The organism is Spirosoma sp. 48-14 (assembly GCF_001898575.1).
GTDB lineage: Bacteria > Bacteroidota > Bacteroidia > Cytophagales > Spirosomataceae > Spirosoma.
In genome coordinates, this window is sequence record NZ_MKUD01000028.1 from 48,771 (window position 1) to 68,877 (window position 20,107).

General features: G+C 50.7%; 16 protein-coding genes. 13 read left to right on the forward strand and 3 right to left on the reverse strand.

Annotation, left to right across the window (positions count from 1 at the left end):
• Window positions 1–90: 90 nt before the first annotated feature.
• From BGO59_RS16385 to fbp, 3 genes are all read left to right on the forward strand, one after another.
• Window positions 91–750 carry a bifunctional 4-hydroxy-2-oxoglutarate aldolase/2-dehydro-3-deoxy-phosphogluconate aldolase gene (locus tag BGO59_RS16385; protein WP_293684708.1) on the forward strand — a complete coding sequence of 220 codons (660 nt, stop codon included), beginning with the start codon at window positions 91–93 and terminating at the stop codon, window positions 748–750.
• Window positions 747–2,066 (forward strand): MFS transporter, encoded by a 1,320-nt coding sequence (locus BGO59_RS16390; protein WP_293684709.1) that lies wholly within the window; start codon window positions 747–749, stop codon window positions 2,064–2,066. The genes BGO59_RS16385 and BGO59_RS16390 overlap by 4 nt, the downstream gene beginning before the upstream one ends.
• 215 nt (window positions 2,067–2,281) lie before the next feature.
• Window positions 2,282–3,283, forward strand: coding sequence for a class 1 fructose-bisphosphatase (gene fbp, locus BGO59_RS16395; protein ID WP_293684844.1), 1,002 nt, complete (start codon window positions 2,282–2,284; stop codon window positions 3,281–3,283).
• A gap of 69 nt (window positions 3,284–3,352) precedes the next feature.
• Here fbp and BGO59_RS16400 read toward each other — a convergent pair whose 3' ends face one another.
• Window positions 3,353–3,736, reverse strand: a complete 384-nt coding sequence (locus BGO59_RS16400; RefSeq protein ID WP_293684710.1) for a helix-turn-helix domain-containing protein — start codon at window positions 3,734–3,736, stop codon at window positions 3,353–3,355.
• A 153-nt stretch (window positions 3,737–3,889) separates the two neighbouring features.
• Here BGO59_RS16400 and BGO59_RS16405 point away from each other — a divergent pair, with 153 nt between their 5' ends.
• On the forward strand, window positions 3,890–4,255 hold the full coding sequence (locus BGO59_RS16405; RefSeq protein ID WP_293684711.1) for a DoxX family protein: 366 nt from the start codon (window positions 3,890–3,892) through the stop codon (window positions 4,253–4,255).
• A 47-nt stretch (window positions 4,256–4,302) separates the two neighbouring features.
• On the opposite strand, the gene BGO59_RS16410 is transcribed toward BGO59_RS16405, so the two are convergent.
• Complete coding sequence (locus tag BGO59_RS16410; protein ID WP_293684712.1) at window positions 4,303–5,022, reverse strand: LytTR family DNA-binding domain-containing protein; 720 nt, start codon at window positions 5,020–5,022, stop codon at window positions 4,303–4,305.
• A gap of 2 nt (window positions 5,023–5,024) precedes the next feature.
• The gene (locus tag BGO59_RS16415; protein ID WP_293684713.1) at window positions 5,025–6,143 is read right to left on the reverse strand and encodes a sensor histidine kinase; all 1,119 of its coding nucleotides are present in this window, start codon (window positions 6,141–6,143) and stop codon (window positions 5,025–5,027) included.
• A 260-nt stretch (window positions 6,144–6,403) separates the two neighbouring features.
• Here BGO59_RS16415 and BGO59_RS16420 point away from each other — a divergent pair, with 260 nt between their 5' ends.
• From BGO59_RS16420 to BGO59_RS16460, 9 genes are all read left to right on the forward strand, one after another.
• Window positions 6,404–6,880: a (2Fe-2S)-binding protein gene (locus BGO59_RS16420; RefSeq protein WP_293684714.1), complete on the forward strand. Its 477-nt coding sequence runs from the start codon at window positions 6,404–6,406 to the stop codon at window positions 6,878–6,880.
• Window positions 6,877–9,039 (forward strand): xanthine dehydrogenase family protein molybdopterin-binding subunit, encoded by a 2,163-nt coding sequence (locus tag BGO59_RS16425; protein WP_293684715.1) that lies wholly within the window; start codon window positions 6,877–6,879, stop codon window positions 9,037–9,039. Before BGO59_RS16420 ends, BGO59_RS16425 begins: the two co-directional genes overlap by 4 nt.
• Before the next feature lie 106 nt (window positions 9,040–9,145).
• Window positions 9,146–11,299 carry a xanthine dehydrogenase family protein molybdopterin-binding subunit gene (locus tag BGO59_RS16430; protein ID WP_293684716.1) on the forward strand — a complete coding sequence of 718 codons (2,154 nt, stop codon included), beginning with the start codon at window positions 9,146–9,148 and terminating at the stop codon, window positions 11,297–11,299.
• A gap of 133 nt (window positions 11,300–11,432) precedes the next feature.
• Complete coding sequence (locus BGO59_RS16435) at window positions 11,433–13,514, forward strand: glycoside hydrolase family 97 protein (RefSeq protein ID WP_293684717.1); 2,082 nt, start codon at window positions 11,433–11,435, stop codon at window positions 13,512–13,514.
• A gap of 68 nt (window positions 13,515–13,582) precedes the next feature.
• Window positions 13,583–14,170, forward strand: coding sequence for a hypothetical protein (locus tag BGO59_RS16440; RefSeq protein WP_293684718.1), 588 nt, complete (start codon window positions 13,583–13,585; stop codon window positions 14,168–14,170).
• 227 nt (window positions 14,171–14,397) lie between these two features.
• Complete coding sequence (locus BGO59_RS16445; protein WP_293684719.1) at window positions 14,398–14,751, forward strand: PadR family transcriptional regulator; 354 nt, start codon at window positions 14,398–14,400, stop codon at window positions 14,749–14,751.
• A 32-nt stretch (window positions 14,752–14,783) separates the two neighbouring features.
• Window positions 14,784–15,281 (forward strand): hypothetical protein, encoded by a 498-nt coding sequence (locus BGO59_RS16450; RefSeq protein WP_293684720.1) that lies wholly within the window; start codon window positions 14,784–14,786, stop codon window positions 15,279–15,281.
• A 180-nt stretch (window positions 15,282–15,461) separates the two neighbouring features.
• On the forward strand, window positions 15,462–17,864 hold the full coding sequence (locus tag BGO59_RS16455; RefSeq protein ID WP_293684721.1) for an ABC transporter permease: 2,403 nt from the start codon (window positions 15,462–15,464) through the stop codon (window positions 17,862–17,864).
• Between the two features lie 121 nt (window positions 17,865–17,985).
• Entirely contained in the window at window positions 17,986–20,088 is a 2,103-nt protein-coding gene (locus tag BGO59_RS16460) for an acylase (protein WP_293684722.1), read from the forward strand.
• Window positions 20,089–20,107: the final 19 nt, after the last annotated feature.

Genomic DNA, 20,107 nt, shown 5'->3' on the forward strand with positions numbered 1-20,107 from the left:
GATGATTTTTATCCGTGTCAATCATAATCATCATAACAATCTGCCGGGGCCGCCTATGCGGTTCTATTAAGGCTCTAAATGACCCCAGTTATGTCCTCTGATAAAATCCTTGATTTAGTCATCACCCACCCGATTGTCCCGGTATTCTATCATCCCGATGTCGACCATGCCAGATCTATTTTACAGGCTTGTTACGATGGTGGCCTTCGCGTATTTGAATTCACCAACCGGGGCGATAAAGCGTTGGCCGTTTTCACCCAGTTAGCGAGCTATGTGAAAGACAAGTGCCCCGAAATGGCACTGGGTATCGGCACCATTCTGACGCCCGAAGATGCGACCAAGTTCATTGATGCTGGTGCCGCTTTTGTCGTACAGCCCGTTATAACCGCTTCAGTTGGTGACGTTTGCCGGGAACGAGGTGTCCCCTGGATGCCTGCCGGTTCAACGCTGAACGAAATTTACCAGGCCACGCTGCTGGGTGCCCAGCTGGTGAAAGTGTTTCCGGGCAATGTGGTCGGGCCCGGTTTTATCAAGGCGATCAAAGGGCCAATGCCTTCGCTCAAGCTCATGGTGACCGGGGGCGTAGAGCCAACCAGCGAAAGCCTAACAGCCTGGTTCAAAGCGGGTGTAACAGCCGTTGGGATTGGCTCTCAATTATTCTCCGGCGACAGTGCCGACCCATCGGCCCTTCGTGACCGCATAGCCTCATTAGTTCAGATTGTTACACCCTTTATTCCGCAACCCGCATGAGCAAACCCGTTGGAAACTACCGCTGGACTATCGTAGCGCTCCTTTTTTTCGCTACGACCATTAACTACCTCGACCGGCAGGTAGTGGGCCTCCTTAAACCTACGCTGGAAAAAGAATTCAACTGGTCGGAGCTGGATTACAGCCGCATTGTACAGGTTTTCTCGGCCGCCTATGCCATTGGTTTGCTGATTTTTGGGCGTGTTATCGACCGGATCGGAACCAAAGTCGGCTATACAGTGGCTATCATTTTCTGGAGTATTGCGGCTATGGCTCATGCCATGGCTACGAGTACGATGGGATTCATTTTTGCTCGAATTGGCCTGGGGTTGGGCGAAGCGGGTAACTTCCCGGCAGCGATCAAAACGGTAGCCGAATGGTTTCCCAAGAAGGAACGGGCGCTGGCAACGGGTATTTTCAACTCGGGGGCTAACATTGGGGCGGTGGTCGCACCGATTCTGGTGCCCTGGATTCTGGGCATTTGGGGCTGGGAAATGGCGTTCATCGTAACAGGTGCCGTCGGCTTTATCTGGCTTATCTTCTGGTACGTCGGCTACGAGATTCCAGCTAAACAAACCAAGCTATCAAAAGAAGAATACAACTATATCCACAGCGACAGCGAAGCAACACCCGACGAAGTGGCCGATCATGGCAAACCTGTTTCCTGGGGTCTGCTGCTGGGGAAACGCCAGACCTGGGCGTTTGTATTTGGCAAAATGCTGACCGACCCCATCTGGTGGTTTTTCCTGTTCTGGCTACAGGATTATTTTTCGACCACGTTCCACCTCGACACCAAAAAACCGAACCTGTATCTGGCCGTACTCTATACGCTGGTTAGCATTGGCAGTATTGGTGGGGGTTATCTGTCGTCGGCACTCATTAGCCGGGGCTGGAGTGTCTGGAAAGCGCGTAAAACCGCTATGTTCATCTTTGCTCTGCTTGTGCTGCCTGTTATGGCCGTTCGGTTTGGGCCGGGTATCTGGGGGGCTGTTGCGCTGATTGGGCTGGCGGGCGCTGCTCACCAGGCCTGGAGCGCGAACATTTTTACGACAGCTTCCGATATGTTCCCCAAGCGTGCGGTTAGCTCAGTGGTAGGTATTGGCAGCATGGCCGGTTCAGTTGGGGGAATTATTTTCCCGGAGATCGTTGGTCGGATTCTGGACAGCTACAAAAAGGCGGGCGACCTACAGAGCGGCTACGGCATCATCTTCCTGATGTGTGGCTCGGCCTACCTGCTGGCCTGGACAGTCATGCACCTGTTAACCCCCAAAATGCAACCGGTCAAACTCGACATTACGGAGTCAGAGCCCGTTGTCTAGTGAGTAAAATATTTGTCATGCAGACGAAGGAAGCATCTTATAAATACCCTTCTTATGTATTTTGAAGCCTTAAGATGCTTCCTTCGTCAGCATGACAAACAAGAAAAACCTATATCTATAAAACGTAAATCATTTTCCATCCTAAACAAAAGCCTACGATAATTCTAGAAACTAACTATTCATTCTAACTATTCGATGCGATGAATGTCCAACAAATGGAACTCACGGCTTCCCATCCATTAGCATTGCCGGTAGGCGTAACGCTCGATCGGTATATCATGCACCGTCAAACGGCTTTCCCATATGCCACCGGCGAATTATCCCAACTACTCCGCGATATAGCCCTGGCCGGAAAAATCATCCATCGGGAAGTCAATCGAGCGGGATTAATTGATTTAACCGGCGGTATGGGCGTTCAGAACGTACAGGGCGAAAGTCAGCAGAAGCTGGATATGATCGCCAACATCCGGTTTAGCCGCGCTCTGAAAAACGGTGGAGAAGCCTGCGCTATCATTTCAGAGGAAGAAGAGGACATCATCTACACAGGTAATAATCATGGCAAGTACGTGGTTGCCATCGACCCGCTGGACGGATCATCCAACATCGATGTAAACGTCTCGATCGGGACTATTTTTTCCATTTATCGACGCGTAACCCCTATAGGTACCGAACCGACACTGGACGATTTCCTACAAGGTGGTCGTCGGCAGGTAGCGGCTGGTTATATTCTGTACGGCTCATCGACCATCATGGTTTACACGACCGGCCACAGTGTCAATGGCTTTACCTACGACGCGTCGCTAGGCGAATACATTCTGTCGCACCCTGACATTCATAGTCCGGCCAATGGTCAGATTTACTCCTATAATGACGGGAATGTGGAAGGCTACGAAGAGGGCGTTCAGCAGTTTCTGAACGGTTGCCGGAAAAAGCAATTTACAGCCCGGTATATTGGCTCGCTAGTAGCTGATTTTCACCGGAATTTGCTAAAGGGAGGGATTTATCTGTACCCACCTACTCAAAAAGCGCCAGATGGAAAACTGCGGCTGTTGTATGAAGCCTTTCCCCTTGCGTTTCTGGCCGAAAAAGCGGGCTGTCTGGCCACGTCCGGGCATCAGGCCATTCTGGACATTAAGCCTTATAGTCTCCACCAGCGTACCCCTCTCTATATTGGGGCTCCTTTGATGGTTGAGAATCTGGTAGGCATGCTGGGCTAATTTGTGATTAATTTATGCCGCATCCCGAAAGCTCCAAGTTTTCGGGATGTTTGCGTTTATAGATCCTACTTACATTTTTTTCAAAATTCGCGCCCGGTGCTGCATACCCCAGTTTCTTAAGGCATCGATAATGCTATCCAGCGTCTGGCTGTAATCGGTTAGTTCATATTCGACGGTAATGGGCGTAGTCGTGTATACATTGCGAACCACGAACTCGTTCAGCTCGAGCTCTTTCAGTTCTTTGCTAAGCACCTTTGCCGTAATCCCATTCACGACCCGCTGCAACTCCCGAAATCGCTTGGGGCCGGTGCTCAACCCGATGATGATGGGTAGCTTCCATTTTCCATTCAGTACGTACAAAGCATCCTGTACAGCCTGGACACTCTGCGTACATTCTTTATGGTCGGCGCCCAATCGCTTAGGGGCTAGCCCTTTCTGAACAATCGTAGTCATAGATTAAAGGTAATGCTCTCCGCCGGATTAGTGATGCGCTATCCTGAAGGATAGTGGTATCCTTTGGGATACTGCTTACAAATAGATAGTGAGGTTGTGTAGGTTTGCTGCTGTAATTCAGTTCGAACTACTACATAGTAAATCACTCTATCGATGAATCCGAAAAGCAAACGCATCGTCACGATCGTCATAACCGTACTGGCAGCCGGGATGGTTATTCTTAGTGGAATTATGAAACTGACCCAGTCAGCGCAGATTATGGAAAGCCTGAACAAAGTGGGCGTTGGGCCTTATGTGACCCTGCTGGGTTGTATGGAAATTGGCTTTACGCTGTTGTATCTGTACCCCAAAACCATGAAGTTGGGCTTTATCCTGCTCTCCTGCTACTTCGCTGGAGCCATCGCGACCGAACTGTCGCACGGAGTCCCATTAAACGCACTGATGCCCATCGTTCTGGTCTGGATTAGTGCATTCCTGCGCGATAAAACGATGTTTCTATCCACACCCGCAACCATATAGCATGCTTATCGATCAGCCCATTACTGAAGTCATGGGCTGATCGATAGTCACTTCTTCCATAGTTTATCATTCAGTACGCTGGCCATCACCTGATCGCGGTAGTTGCGACTCATCGGAATGCGGTAGGTTTGAATGAACAACTCATTGCCCTCGATACCATCAATCTTGTCGACAGCAACCAGGTAGGACTTATGCACCCGGATAAACGCAGGACTCGTTAGGTTCTGTTCTAGGTTTTTCAGGTTCAGCAAGGTCATGTACTTCCCCTTCGTCGTGAAAATGGTCACGTAGTTCTGCATCCCTTCAATGAACAGAATATCTTCGAACTGGATCTTTTCGTACTTATTGCCGCACTTGATAAATACATAGTCCTCCGTCTTTGGGGCGGTTGAGGAAGCGGACTGATTCAGGAGCCGATGATAGTCTTTGGCTTTATTGGCCGACTTAAAAAAGCGGTCGAACGTGATGGGTTTCAAGAGATAGTCCAGCACATTCAACTGAAACCCTTCCAGCGCAAAACTGGGGTACGCCGTCGTAATGATCACCATCGGGGGCTTCTGAACGATTTTCAGAAAATCGATACCACTCATCTTGGGCATCTGAATATCCAGCAGAATCAGGTCTATCGGTTGTACATCCAATAACGTAATGAGTTCCAGCGGATTCTCGCAGGTGCCTGTCAGTTGCAGGAAATCGACCTCCCGCACATAACTGGCCAACCCTTCCCGCGCTAATGGCTCATCATCGACAATCACACAGTTCAACATAATCAGGCCAGTTGTAAAGATGGTGATGCGACACGTTCGGTTAGGGTTATTTGTAACTTCACCTCAAAACTATCCATATGCTGTTGAATCGCCAGTGTATGTTGTTCAGGATATAATAGATCAAGTCGTCGCTGTACATTCTGTAACCCAATACCACTGTATTTAATGACTTCATTACTCTGTTCTGACGCCATGCTGTTTGCAACAAAAAGATCTAGTTGCTGGCCGGCCAATGCTAGTTTAATCATAATCCAGTTGGGATAATCACTGTGCCGAGATACGTGCTTGAACGCATTCTCGACAAAGGTCATCACAATGAACGGAGCAATGGCCAGGTGATCGACATAAAGCGGTTCGACATCAACCGAAACCGTCACATTGCTTTGCCGTAATCGCTCCAGTTCAATAAAATTCTCCAGGTAAGCAATCTCCTTGCCAAGCGGAATCTGCTGGTCGTTGCACTCATACAACTGATAACGAAGCAGCTCCGAAAATTTAGCCAGCGAATTCGATGCCATATCCGGGTTCTTATGAATCAGGAAAAAGATCGAATTGATGGTATTGAACAGAAAATGGGGATTAAACTGATTCTTAAGGAATTTCAGTTCGGTTTCCAGTTTTTCTTTCTCCAGCAACTGCTGCCGCTGCCGGGTCTGAATCCAGTTTTTCGTCAGTTTAATGCTCATCGCCAGCGTCGTACTGGCGACGGTCGAGGGAAGCGCGTTACTGAAAAAGGTATTAAAACAGGCCGATTGCCCGAATAGGTCGTAGATGGTTTGACCGCTGGCAAAGGCGCTGAAATAATAGCCACCGACAATACACAACGTAGCACACAATACGGTCAGAAGCAGAAAGGTCAAATACAGAGCATATCGACTTTTTTCAAGGTACTTTGGAATCAGAAAATAGAGGTTAAAATAGACCGCCAGCGCCTGAAAAATGACATAGAAGCTATATTTCAGTGCGTAAGGCAAAACAACCAAGCTCTGAAACACTTTGATCGGATTGCCCAGCGTAACTACCCACCAGATGTAGTGATAAAGGAACCAGAACGGCAGGTGGTGGAGCTTATATCGAAAGAGCCAGCTCTGACTCAATTGATTATAGGATAACGCACGCATGGGCTCTCAGCACGATTTGCTCGATAACAACTGTCACAAGTTACATGAATTAGCTGGAACTATGCCGATCCAATACACAAACGACCGGAACTAATTGACCAGTTACCTGGCCGAAAGGACAACCCGTATGTGAATTGGTATTTCTGGAATACAGCTATTTTTTTCGTCGTTCGTCAACTAAATTGAGTCAGTCGTCAATTCCGTTTTTTTAGTAGCTGCACCCATTTTTTCTTTGGCATGTCGGTCAACATAAAACTGCTATGCCTCTATTCCACTTATCGATTAACGGCAAAAAATATACAGTTAACGCTGATGCTCAGATGCCTCTGCTCTGGGTTATTCGGGAATTGGTTGGCCTTACGGGCACCAAATACGGCTGTGGCATAGCGCAGTGTGGCGCTTGTACCGTGCATTTGAAAGGGCCCCCGATACGTTCCTGCTCATTCCCCGTATCAGCCGTGTCGAACCAACCCATCACTACCATCGAAGGCATTTCGAAAGATAACTCCCATCCGGTGCAAAAAGCGTGGATTGCCGAGCAGGTTCCGCAATGTGGCTATTGCCAGAGTGGGCAAATCATGTCGGCAGTTGCCTTATTAAGAGATAATCCGCATCCGACCGACGACGATATCGATGCCGCCATGCAGGGAAACATTTGCCGTTGTGGTACCTACCCACGCATCCGCAAAGCTATCAAAACAGCCGCTGGTACACTTCCTAAAACGAACGGACAATGAAAATCAGAAAGGGACTTTCGCGTCGACAATTTATCCAGCAGGCGAGTCTTTCAGGAATTGCCTTAACCCTTGGGTTTTCTCCGAATCAGAAATCCGAGGTGAGCATTATCAACGCCCATATGCCTGCCCAAACAGGTACTGAGTTGATGGCCTGGATTTCCATAGATAAGTCCGGGAAAGTGACGATTATGAATCACCGTTCAGAAATGGGCCAGGGTACGTTTCAGGCCATTCCGCAGATGATTGCCGAAGAACTGGAAGTCAATCTGAATCAGGTCACTATTTTATTTGCACCATCTCATCCTAAAAAATATGGTCCTCAGCCACAGGAAGGTAGCTTTTCCGTTCGGGGCTGGTACAAACAACTGCTACAGGTTGGCGCGTCGGCGCGAGAAATGCTCATCAGCGTAGCCGCTAAGCGCTGGAATGCCGCTCCATCGGACTGTTACGCTTCGAATGGCCAGGTGATTCATAAGCCATCGGGCCAGACGCTTAGTTATGGCCTGCTGGTCGAAGAGGCTATTACCTTAACACCTCCTCAGAATGTGCCCTTAAAAAGTCGGCAGGCATATAAACTCATTGGGAAGTCGTTACCTCGACAGGATATTCCGGTAAAAATCAATGGTACGGCTCAGTTCGGTCTCGACAAAAAACTGCCGGGTATGCTCTATGCTGTCGTCGAACGAAACCCGCGATTTCGGGGAAAAGTAAAACGGTTCGACGATTCCAAAACGAAAACCATAGCGGGTGTAAAACGGGTGTTCACGGTACAACGGGCAGTATTTGGCAGTTTATTTGAAGGGGTCGCCGTCGTTGCCGATTCGCTTTGGGCCGCCATGAAGGGCCGACATGTTTTGGTGGTCGAGTGGGATGATTCGAACTTTGATCACCCTGATTCAGAACAGCTTGCTACCCAAATGCGGGAGAATCTTAAAAAACCGGGGGCATCTCCCCAATTCGAAGCCGCTTTTCAAACCGCGACCCAAAAACTGGAAGCCGTATACGAGACACCCTACCAGTCGCATAGCTGCATGGAACCGCTCAACTGCATTGCTCACGTGCAGGACAACCGCATCGATATTTGGGGGCCGATTCAGGAAGCAAACTGGATACAGGCCGATTTGAGTGAGCGAATGGGCGTTCCTAAGGAAAACGTCACCGTCAATATGACCTTTCTGGGGGGCGGATTTGGCCGCAAAGGATTTCCCGATTATCCACACGAAGCGGCCTTGATCTCAAAAGCCATGAAAGCACCCGTCCAGGTCATGTGGACTCGTGAAGACGACATGAGCGTGGGGCCATTTCGTCCAGGAGGCTTTTATGCCTGTAAAGGCGGGCTTGATACCGAGGGGCGTATACACGCTTTTCAAACGATAACCGCTAGTCAATGGTTTTGGGAAGATTGGAGTCCTAACCCCTATCCTGACCCGAAACCACTGGAGTATAACAAGGGAAACCTGGACGGGATGCCTGGCCCTTATTGTAAAGCTATTCCGCATTACAGTTTTGGAGGAGTGGGTACCCGTTCGCCCATCCCGGTCATGTGGTGGCGTGCCCCAGGGGCTTGTACGGCCGGCTTTGCTGGCGAAAGTTTCATAGACGAACTCGCCCACCTGTCCGGCCAGGACCCGATTGATTTCCGTAGGGCTCATTTACCCGACAAACGCTATCAAGCTCTTCTTGATCAATTGGAAGCCGTTAGCCACTGGAAATCAAGAGGTAAAAAAGCAGGCTGGGGTGTAGCCATTACGGAATGTTTTGGCGGTATCTGCGGTCATATCGTACAGGTTTCACGTAAGTCAGATGGTAAACTTAAGATCGATAAAGTAATTGCCCTGATGGATTGTGGCTGGTATGTCAACCCAGATATCATCCGCGCCCAGGTCGAAGGTAGTATTATTATGGGGCTTGGCGCTGCGATTAAACATGCCACCACATTCAAAGACGGGAAAGCGGTACATCAGAATTTCAATACGTACGAAATGCCCCGCATAACCGATACGCCGGAGATTGAGGTACATATCATGGAAAACGACGAACCCGCTGGCGGTGTTGGCGAACCCGGCCTCCCTCCCTTCGCTCCTGCCCTATGCAATGCCATTTTCGACCTGACCGGTAAACGCATTCGTACCTTACCGTTCAGGCTGGATGAGGTTTAGGCCATATTGATGTAGCCTGGACGGCCACGTGCGGGCGTTATACGTGAAACTAGACATTAGGCGTTTTTGTCATTCTGACGAAAACGCCTAATGAGGTAGTCATATTATGAGCAAAAACGGTCGAATAAACCGAAGGGATTTTCTGAGAATCGGTACGTTTGCCAGCGGTGGATTGTTGGTGGCCTTTTCCCTGCCCGATAAAGTTACGCCTGCTCAGCCCAAGCCCTCCCGCGAAGCTGCGCTAAATGCGTTCCTGAAGATCGGTACAGACAATAGCATCCATATTATTCTGTCGAAAGTAGAAATGGGACAGGGTATCTGGACTACGTTACCCATGCTCATTGCCGAAGAACTTGATTGCGACTGGAGCCGGATAAAGGTCGAGCAAAGTCCACCGGGGAAAGCCAGTGACTTCCTGGAAAACCCCGTTTATAAATCCACCGGTGGTTCAGAAACAACCATTCAGGAATTTGACCGCTATCGTATGGCCGGAGCCACCGCCCGTACAATGCTGGTAACTGCCGCAGCCAAACGACTTGGCGTACAACCACAAGATTGCCGAACTGAGAACAGCTACGTTATCGCCGGAGATAAGCGCATCAGCTATGGCGAAGTCGCGACCGAAGCCGCCAAACTACCCGTCCCGAACGTTACTCTTCGCGAACCTAAAGACTGGAAATACATCGGCAAATCGCAAAAACGGCTCGATACTCCCGAAAAAATTAACGGCAAGGCTACCTATGGACTGGATATTCATTTTCCCGGCTTGCTGACCGCCGTTGTTGCCCATCCTCCAGTTTTTTATGCAACCGTAAAAACAGTGGATGCTACCCAGACCAAAGCGATAAACGGTGTCCGGGATGTTGTAAGGATTCCGACGGGTGTCGCGGTGCTGGCTGATAATTTCTGGACGGCAAAACAAGGTCGTGATGCGCTACAAATTGAGTGGAATCCTGGAAAAAACGCCGATCTGGATAGTCAGGCGCTGACGGATAGCTATCGAAAAATAGCGAAAACAGACGGGCTAACGATTCGTAAAAAAGGAGACGTAACGGCTGCGCTGACTAAAGCCGAACGGACTCTGGATGCCGACTACAGCTTTCCTTACCTCGCGCACGCACCCATGGAACCGCTGAATTGCACCGTAAATATCGGAACAGATTCTTGTGAAGTCTGGACAGGTACGCAATCGCCGTTGCTGCATCAGGCCGAGGTAGCCAGGTTTCTGGGGCTAAAACCGGAGCAGGTCAAGTTTTATACACCCTATCTGGGAGGCAGTTTTGGTCGGCGGGGTTCCTTTAGCTCCGACTGGGTGATGGAAGCGGTTCACATCGCCAAAACAAGTGGTAAGGCCATAAAACTGGTCTGGACGCGCGAAGATGATATTAAAGGGGGCTATTACCGACCGGTTTACGTACACAACGTACGAATTGCCATCGGCACCAATGGTTTTCCGACCGCCTGGCAGCACCGAATTGTGGGGCAATCGCTGTTTACAAACACCCCACTGGCCGACATGATTGTGCACAATGGCATTGATTACAGCTCGGTCACGACCGGTGCCCCTTACTCCAATTCAGTTCCTGACCATTCCTTTGAACTTCACACCACAACCGTCAATGTCCCGGTGCTTCCCTGGCGCTCTGTCGGCAGTACACACAGCGCATTCGTAATAGAAACGCTTATCGACGAACTGGCTTTCCTCGCCAAAATCGACCCGGTTGCGTATCGTCGTGCGTTCTTCATTAATCATCCGAGGCATCTGGCTGCGCTGAATCTGGCAGCCGAAAAATCAGACTGGACCAATCCCTTGCCCAAAGGCCAATTCAGAGGCATCGCCGTTTGCGAAGCGATGGGTAGTTACGTTGCGCAGGTTGTTGAATTATCCATTGATAAACAGACCATCCGTGTTCATCGGGTAGTTTGCGCTATCGACTGTGGCTTAGCTGTCAATCCAGACGGAGTTCGGGCCCAGATGGAAAGCAGCATTGTGTTCGGACTGACGGCTGCGCTTCATGGGGAAATAACCTTAAAAAATGGGCAGGTTCAGCAAAGCAACTTCCACGATTACCCAATGCTCCGTATGACTGATACCCCCGTCATCGACGTACATATTGTTCCCAGCACAGCTAAAATGGGTGGGGCTGGCGAGCCTGGTGTTGCCCCGATTGCCCCTGCTTTGGCCAATGCTCTGTTTGCCGCCACGGGTATACGATTCCGGCAACTACCTATAAAACTGGAGGAGTTAAATAAGGCATAGGACTAGGTTCTTCCGACTACATTCGGTTAAAAAAGTACAGAAGTCAGTTAAAATAATCTCAGTTTTATTGATTCCTTGCGACGAACGCACTACCTTGTTGGCCCCATCGTGATTTTTTAGTCGATAAGCCAACATGCTTTCTATCAAACCCCTTCTGCTTTTTCTCCTTACCATAGGAACAGCCTCACGGTTATCAGCCCAGCGTACCATCTCGCTTTCCTCGCCCGACAAAGCCATACAGCTATCGGTACAGGCTACTGAAGCCGGCAACGTTACCTATCGAATTTCGTACAAGGGCAAAAAGGCCATGGAGCCGTCGGGGGTTGGCTTTGTATTGAGCAAGCCACAGGTATCGCTTACCCAGTTTACGCTCTCCGCTATCGACTCCTCCACGCACGACGATACCTGGAAACCCGTCTGGGGCGAAGTGGCTCAGATTCGCAATCACTATAAGGAGTTGGCCCTGACCTTAACCGACAAAGGCACATCAGGTATCCGGTTACTGGTACGCTTTCGGGTGTTCAACGACGGAGTTGGTTTTCGCTACGAATTCCCGGAGCAGAAAACACTGACGCACTTTATCGTCGCCGACGAAAAAACCCAGTTTGCGCTATCGGGGGATCATAAAACCTTCTGGCAGCCGGGCGATTACGACTCCAACGAATACTTATACAACACGACCCGACTCAGTGAAATTGATGCTGTAGCTGCCTCAAATAAGGAAAAAGATACAGCGCTAAAATCGGTCATCGGCCCCAACGCCATTCAAACCCCATTGCTGATTAAAACGGGCGATGGGCTCTACATCAGTATTTACGAGGCCGCTCTGCTCAATTACCCAGTCATGCACCTGCAACTGGACAAGAAAAAACTGACGTTAACCTCACAGCTAACGCCGGATGCTGTTGGCAACAAAGCGTACCTGCAAACGCCCGCACAAACACCCTGGCGCACGATTCTGGTGAGCGATAAAGCGACCGATCTGCTGGCGTCGAAGCTGATTCTGAATCTGAACGAACCCTCAACTATTGCCGATCCGTCGTGGATAAAACCGCAGAAATTCGTGGGCATGTGGTGGGAGATGCACATCGGCAAAGCGACCTGGGAAAAAGCCGGTGGCAAACACGGAGCCAATACGCAGAACGTGAAGAAGTACATCGATTTTGCCGCCAAATACGGTTTCGATGGGGTGCTGGTCGAAGGCTGGAACGTAGGCTGGGAAGACTGGTTTGGCAACTGGAAAGAGAACGTGTTCGATTTCGTAACCCCCTACCCCGACTATAACCTGGATTCACTGACGGCATACGCCCAGCAGAAAGGCGTTCGGATCATCATGCACCACGAAACGTCTGGCTCGGTTACCAACTACGAACGGCGGATGGATGCGGCCTTCCAATACATGCAGAAAGAAGGCATGAACACCGTCAAAACGGGTTATGTTGGCCGGATTATTCCGCGTGGAGAGCACCATGATAGCCAGTGGATGGTGGGGCATTACCAGCGGGTAGCCGAAAAAGCGGCCCAGTACAAGATTATGATCGACTCCCACGAATCGGCGCATCCAACGGGCTTGCATCGCACCTACCCGAACTGGATGGCCAGCGAAGCGGCTCGCGGTAGCGAATTCAACAACGCTCCTACCCTCGGCATTACGCCGGAGCACACGACCATTCTGCCCTTTACCCGGTTGCTGGGCGGGCCAATGGATTTCACACCGGGTCTGTTCCGATTCAAGCTGGATCAGTTCGACAATACGCGCACAACCCGCGTCCGTACCACACTGGCGAAGCAACTGGCGTTGTATCTCACCATCTACAGCCCTCTACAAATGGCGGCCGATTTGCCCGAAAACTACGAAAAGCACCTCGACGCATTTCAGTTTATCCGCGATGTGCCTGTCGATTGGGATGATACGAAAATCATCGCTGCCGAACCCGGCGACTACATCACCATTGCCCGCAAAACCAAGGGAAAAGACAGTTGGTATCTGGGCGCCATCACCGACGAAAACAGCCGTGACATTTCAGTAGATCTGGATTTTCTGGAACCCGGAAAAACCTACGAAGCCACCATCTACCGCGATGCCCTCACTGCTGACTGGCAGTCGAACCCGGAAGCCTACGTCATTGAGAAAAAGCCCGTAAACAGCAAAACCCGGCTTCCAATTCATTTGGCCAAAGGCGGTGGCTGCGCCATTCAGTTCCTAAAGCAGTAAGAACCAGGCAGCCTGTTCCAACGGATATAGTCATTCTGGAATCTAGCTAAAAAAGACGCTCGATGACCATGAAAACCAGCTTCTACCTGCTTGTCCTGTTCGGTTGCTTTTGGGCCTGCTCCCGATCAACCGATGACGCGACGATTCCCCCGCTCGACGACACCAAAAATGTAACGGCTTCGCTGAACGACTCTGTCTGGTATGGTCATGGCGTAGCCTCCAGAGTATCGCCCCTGGTAAACGGCGATTGCGGCAAAAATCGGTTTAACCTGTCTATCTCAAACGCATTACCCTATCCAAAAGGGCTACGACAGGCAGCACCATCCATCTGTGCAGGTCCTTGCGACAGAACCCAATACCTTAGCTTTGAGAAAGTTCCGTTAGCTGTCGGGAAATACGATATAGCCAGCCTGAATACCTGTGCCTCCACGCCATTAACGGGCGTAAATTACGGGTTGATTGTTGGTGGCGATGCCGTATTTTCATCTTACATCGCCAAAGAGCCCGCCAGTGGGTGGATAGAGATAACTAAAGCCGATACCGTTGCAAACGTATTGGAAGGAAAATTCGAGGTAACGTTAGTGAGTAGGTCCGATAATAGCACCGCTACTGCCCGATTCCGTAACGGCCTTTTTTCTCTTGGCCTGACCAAATAGACGATAGAGCGTTTACAACGAAAATGCCCTGATCAGCCATTGCTGGCTGATCAGGGCATTTTCGTTTGTAGAGACGCCATCCCTGGCGTCTCATGACCGGATGGTTTTGGCTGACGCTCATGAGACGCCAGGGATGGCGTCTCTACAAAATTCACACTATTCCTTGTATATATAATTTTCTTATATATTTTTGTTTCAAATTAAACGCTAATGATCTATTTAATCCTATGGATTCAGCGAATCAGGAATTTTTACGGGGAACACTCAGGACGATTGTTCTTCGACTGCTGGCCCAACAGGGTCGAATGTATGGATACGAGATTACCCAGGCCGTTGAGGAGCGCACGAGTGGCGAATTAACGCTTACGTTTGGTGCTCTATATCCAGTGCTCCATAAGCTGGAAGATGAAGGCTTACTGGTTACCCAAAGTCAGGAGGTAGATGGGCGGCTCCGCAAGTATTATATGCTTACCCCAACCGGCAGCGCCACAGCCGTTCGGAAAGTCGATGAGTTCGAACGATTTATCCAGCTCATGCGGCTGCTCATCAATCCATCCCCGACCGTGACTTTCGGGCATTAATTTATTGCTTCACCTCAGCCCTTCAGTTAGTTATGAACAGACTATCTCGCGATCAACTTACCCGCCTGGAACAACAGCTTCAGCAAACCAGGCCCCATCAGGCATTACAAGCCGAACTGCTAGACCATATGGCCTCTCTGATTGAACAGCGCATGGATCAGGGGCACTCCTTTTCCGACGCTTTCGATCAGGTAATCCAACAGGCCAATCCGCAGGCACTGGACCAATTGAAAGATCTCTACCTTCAGGAGTTCCCCACCCAGTCATCAACGATACTCCTACGCCCCACACGGATTGGGTTACGGCATCAGCGTCGCCCGGCAACCAAGCCGTTTCAATATATGCTACTCTCCAGTGTGCTTACCTTTCTGATTCTAATGGGCTTTCTGGTCGTGGTTAGTCGGCCACTCGCGATACCCATCGATGCATTCCGAACAGGCTGGGGCGCATTGGGCTTAACGGGTATACTGGCTATTCGATGGTGGCTGTCGCGCAGAAATCCTAAACCGAAACGATACCAGACTACCTGAGCCACCAAGCAGAATTAAGTTTGATAAAGTCGTTCTGTGTGACCCCGACGGGTCAAAGGTTTATAGCTCCCATAATATCCTATAGACATTTGACCCCAGCGGGGTCACACAAAAACGCCTAAATCTAAATAGACCTCCCAGTAGAAACCCCCTCCAACTCTAACCTAACTCCCTTTTCCGATGCTTTTTCACTACCTCACAGTGGCCCGGCGCCACCTGTGGCAGAATCGTCATGTCAATTTAATTAGCGTACTCGGGCTGGGCATAGGACTAGCCAGCGGACTGGTTATTTTTCTGGTGGTCAATTATATGTTTAGCTTCGACCGCTACCACCCCCACCTGGATCGGAGCTACTGGATCGTTACCGACATCAAGCGGGAACGCGTCATGCCCACCGATGCGGCTCCCCGACCCCTCGCTGAAGTACTCCGGCGTGATTATGCCTTCGTGGAAAATTCAACCCGACTGGAAACCTTCTTTGGGCGAACATTGAGCGTTCCGAACGGCAAGGGCGGCTGGGTCAAGAAGTTTGCCGAAGCCCGTAATGTCTGCTTCACAGAACCTCAATACTTTGACCTGTTTGGGGTAGACTGGGTGAGTGGCAATCGCAAAACGGCCCTGAATGCCCCCAACACGATTGTCATCAGCGAACGGTACGCCCGCAAATTTTTTGACTCCCAACCGGCAATGGGCCGAACCCTGCGGCTGGATAATCGCACCGACCTGACCGTAACCGGGATTGTGAAAGACCCGCCCGCCAACACCCAGCTTCGGTTCGATGCCTTCGTCTCGTATGCCACCATTCCGGTATTGGAAGGCCCGAACGCTCTGGCCGACTGGCAGGGATTGCAGGCCATGTGCTTCGTGCGACTGCGCGAAGGAGCCGACCCTACGCTACTTCGTCAAAGTCTACCCGTTATTCGACGCAAAAATCTGCCCCCTAAAGAGGCTAACCATTTCGACTATAAGGTTTTCCCCCTGGCCGATCTCAATCACGAACGTAGTGGTATGGCTCCGCGACCAGTCCTCTATGCGCTCATTGGCGTGGGCATACTGCTGGTGATGGCAGGCTGCATCAATTTCGTTAATCTGGCAACGGCGCGGGCTCTCAAACGGGCGCGGGAAGTTGGGGTTCGAAAAGTGATGGGAAGTACACGCTGGCAGTTGATCGGTCAGTTTATGCTGGAAACCGCCTTACTCGTGTGCCTGGCCATAGTCGTTGCGCTGGTGCTAGCCCAATTGTGTTTGCCCTTTATCAATCAGATTCTGGCCGCTACGATCGAAAAGCTTCAACCGAATATGTCCGTTGCCGATCTGGTTCAGCAACGAGCCATAGGGTGGTTTCTGGGTCTGGTTATTGGCGTTATCATCCTGTCAGGTCTATACCCAGCCTTTGTATTGGCCCGGTTCAACCCGGCAACGGCCTTTGCCAACCAATCGACAACCCGGTTTACGGGTCGGCTAACCGTCAGACAGGCACTTATTCTAGGCCAGTTCGTGCTGATGCAGTTATTTATTCTAAGTGTACTGGTCATTACGATCCAGCTTCGGCATATGAGCCAGGCCGAATGGGGCTTCCACCGCGAATCGACACTGGTTATTTTCCTACCCCAGCGCGAGGCTTCACCCTTGCCCCTACTGCGCGAACACTGGTTAGGCATACCCGGTGTCGAGCAGGTAACCTTCGGTAGTGATCCACCCGCATCGCCCTATAATCGGTCCAGCTCGTTCAGTTACCATACGTCTACCGAACCCGAACCGTTTGAAACCCGCGTGCGGGCAATCGATGACCACTATCTGTCGGTTTTTGACTTACGACTGATAGCCGGTCGAAATGTCCGGGCCACCGATACAACCGGCCGGGATGTATTGGTCAACGAAACGCTGGTGAAGCAATTGGGTATTACCTCACCAGCAACGATAGTGGGTAAACGCATCCGTATAAAAGATGCCGACCGGATTATTGTCGGTGTTGTGCGCGACTTCCGCAGTGGCGATCTACACCAGCCGGTTTTACCCGTAACGCTCATTCATGATCTTCCACACAGCCGGATAGCTATGCTGCGTCTGAGTCCAACGGATTCGCCCCAAACTCAGCAGGGTATACAGCAGGTGTGGGATAAAGTCTTACCCGATCAGGTCTACCATGCCGAAACGTTGACGGACCTGATGGAAAACTTTACCGAGATCGAGCGTCTACTAGCCGGAATGGTTCAGGCCTTTGCTCTGGTTGCCATTGGCCTAAGTTGCCTCGGCCTCTACGGGCTGGTCACGTTCCTGAGCGAAGCCAAAGCGAAAGAAATTGGCGTACGACGCGTGTTAGGGGCTCAAACTCCGCAGCTTCTCTGGCTGCTGGGCCGGGAGTTCGGTAAACTACTGGGTCTGGGCTTTTTAGTATCGGCACCACTCGGCACCTGGCTATTGGCAAGCTGGCTTCAGCAGTACGCCTATCGCATTTCGGTAAATGGGTGGTTATTGGCGGGCACTCTCCTCCTAACCGTATTGATAACCGCTCTAACCATCTATCGTCAGGCGCTAAAAGCCGTCCGAACCAACCCGGTTCTTTACCTAAAAAGCGAATAAGCCAGCTTTTTGTAGCGCAGGGGTTTCATGTAACGCGGGTAGAGACCCGCAATGTTGACTAAAGTGCGCGAGTTTCCACCCGCTTTACAATGTCTAACTTCCTTACCCCTTGTATCAGTGTATGAAATTCCTGACCATTTATCTATGGCTATTGAGCCTAACCACCCTGGCGCAAACCAGTAAATCTGAACGCCTGAAAACGACTTCGCGAGCAACGGCTCCTGTCGAAATCTTATGGGATAGTGCTGGGGTTCCCCATATCTACGGGCAAACACTGGAAGCCATGTATTACGGCTTTGGCTATGCTCAGATGCAGAATCACGCCAACTTGCTTCTCCAGTTATATGGTCAGGCAAGAGGCCGGGCAGCTGAGTATTGGGGGCCGAGGTACCTGGACTCTGATAAGATTGTAACCCTGTTTGGCGTACCTGAGCAGGCGCAGAAGCAGTATACACAACAACCCGCCGATTACAAACCGTGCCTAGACAGCTTCGTCAGCGGTTTGAATGCCTATGCCAAAGCGCACCCGGAGGCTATCGGCACTGAATTCAAACAGGTGCTGCCTATTACACCCCAGGATATATTGGCCCACGCCAGCCGGGTGATCGGCCTGGAATTTATTGGTGGAGCCGAAGCCGGAGCCGCTCGGGTAATGCCCCCCGGTTCGAATGCATATGCCATTGCACCCGCAAAGTCTGCTTCCAAAAAAGCAATGCTGATGGCGAACCCACACTTGCCCTGGGAAGGCTTCTTCCTATTTTTTGAAGCTCATCTAAACGGTCCGGATTTTATGGCCTACGGTGCTTCCTTGCTGGGCCAGCCAGTGCTCAACATTGCCTTTAACCAGAATCTGGGCTGGACACACACCGTCAATACCATCGACGCAGCCGACCGATATGTACTTAACCTGCAAGATGGTGGGTATATGCTGGACGGTGTCAAACAAGCTTTTGAGAGAAAAGCAGTTACCCTTCAGGTTCGCCAGCCCGATGGTCAACTTAAGCCGCAACAACTTACCTATCGATACAGCAAACAGGGGCCAGTGATGGAAAGCAAAGATGGCAAAACCTACGCCATGCGGTTTGCAGGTTTGACCAATCCGGCAATAGCGGCTCAACACCATGCGATGGCGAAAGCTAAAAATCTGGCTGAGTTCGAAACCGCTCTTCAACGGATGCAACTGCCCATGTTCAACGTCATCTATGCCGATAAGGCCGGTAATATTTTGTATTTGTTCAATGGCAGCGTACCAATCCGCAGCGAAGGCGACTGGCCATTCTGGCAAGGCCCCGTCGACGGTTCTAGGTCGAAGTACATCTGGACCCAAACACATCCGTATCACGATCTTCCCCGCGTACTCAATCCATCGTCGGGGTTTGTTCAGAACGCCAATGATGCACCCTGGAGCTGTACATACCCGTCCGTACTGGACCCAAAGGTTTTTCCTCCATACATGTCGCCCGTGGGCATTCCCATACGGCTGCGTCCGCAACGGGCAATCAATCTGGTAAAAGACGATGCGTCGATTAGTTTTGATGAATTGGTGGGCTACAAACTAAATACAGGCCTGGAAGCCGCCGACCGCTTTCTGGACGACCTCCTGGCAGCCGTTGAACAATACCCCGACTCCTTGACTCAGCAAGCGGCTTCGGTACTCAAAGCCTGGGACAAAACCACCAACCGCGATAGCAGAGGAGCCGTTTTGTTTACGGCCTGGTTCGATCAGTTCAATCCGGGCATGGTAGCCGTTGGCTGGAATCCGCAACGTCCCGTAAGTACACCCGACGGTCTGAAAGACCCTAAAAAAGCCGTTGATTTATTGCGAAATGCCGCCAGTCAGGTCCGTCAAAAATATGGGCGACTGGATATTGCCTGGGGAGAGGTGAATCGATTCGGTCCAGCCGATCAGGACTACCCGGCCAATGGCGGTTCAGAGCAATACGGTATTTACCGAAACATCCATTTTGTACCAGACCCCAAACAACCTCAATTGAACCGGGCCGTTGCAGGCGATACCTACGTGGCCGTGACAGAATTTGGTGAGAAGGTACGGGCGCAGGTATCACTCAGCTACGGCAATGCGAGTCAACCCAGCCATAAGCACAACGGCGATAGCTGGAAACGTATGTCGGATAAGAAACTCCGGGAAGCGTTACTGGACAAACAATCCATTTTGCGTCAGTTGGAGAAAAAAGAATCGTTACAGCTTGACACGCATCCGTAAAACCTGATTTTAATCACCT

Coding starts and splice junctions, on each gene's coding strand:
- BGO59_RS16415 (WP_293684713.1), bottom strand. CDS start 6,143: ATGCGTGCGTTATCCTATAATCAATTGAGTCAGAGCTGGCTCTTTCGA.
- BGO59_RS16445 (WP_293684719.1), top strand. CDS start 14,398: ATGGATTCAGCGAATCAGGAATTTTTACGGGGAACACTCAGGACGATT.
- BGO59_RS16385 (WP_293684708.1), top strand. CDS start 91: ATGTCCTCTGATAAAATCCTTGATTTAGTCATCACCCACCCGATTGTC.
- BGO59_RS16405 (WP_293684711.1), top strand. CDS start 3,890: ATGAATCCGAAAAGCAAACGCATCGTCACGATCGTCATAACCGTACTG.
- BGO59_RS16435 (WP_293684717.1), top strand. CDS start 11,433: ATGCTTTCTATCAAACCCCTTCTGCTTTTTCTCCTTACCATAGGAACA.
- BGO59_RS16455 (WP_293684721.1), top strand. CDS start 15,462: ATGCTTTTTCACTACCTCACAGTGGCCCGGCGCCACCTGTGGCAGAAT.
- BGO59_RS16440 (WP_293684718.1), top strand. CDS start 13,583: ATGAAAACCAGCTTCTACCTGCTTGTCCTGTTCGGTTGCTTTTGGGCC.
- BGO59_RS16420 (WP_293684714.1), top strand. CDS start 6,404: ATGCCTCTATTCCACTTATCGATTAACGGCAAAAAATATACAGTTAAC.
- BGO59_RS16460 (WP_293684722.1), top strand. CDS start 17,986: ATGAAATTCCTGACCATTTATCTATGGCTATTGAGCCTAACCACCCTG.
- BGO59_RS16430 (WP_293684716.1), top strand. CDS start 9,146: ATGAGCAAAAACGGTCGAATAAACCGAAGGGATTTTCTGAGAATCGGT.
- BGO59_RS16425 (WP_293684715.1), top strand. CDS start 6,877: ATGAAAATCAGAAAGGGACTTTCGCGTCGACAATTTATCCAGCAGGCG.
- BGO59_RS16390 (WP_293684709.1), top strand. CDS start 747: ATGAGCAAACCCGTTGGAAACTACCGCTGGACTATCGTAGCGCTCCTT.
- BGO59_RS16400 (WP_293684710.1), bottom strand. CDS start 3,736: ATGACTACGATTGTTCAGAAAGGGCTAGCCCCTAAGCGATTGGGCGCC.
- fbp (WP_293684844.1), top strand. CDS start 2,282: ATGGAACTCACGGCTTCCCATCCATTAGCATTGCCGGTAGGCGTAACG.
- BGO59_RS16410 (WP_293684712.1), bottom strand. CDS start 5,022: ATGTTGAACTGTGTGATTGTCGATGATGAGCCATTAGCGCGGGAAGGG.
- BGO59_RS16450 (WP_293684720.1), top strand. CDS start 14,784: ATGAACAGACTATCTCGCGATCAACTTACCCGCCTGGAACAACAGCTT.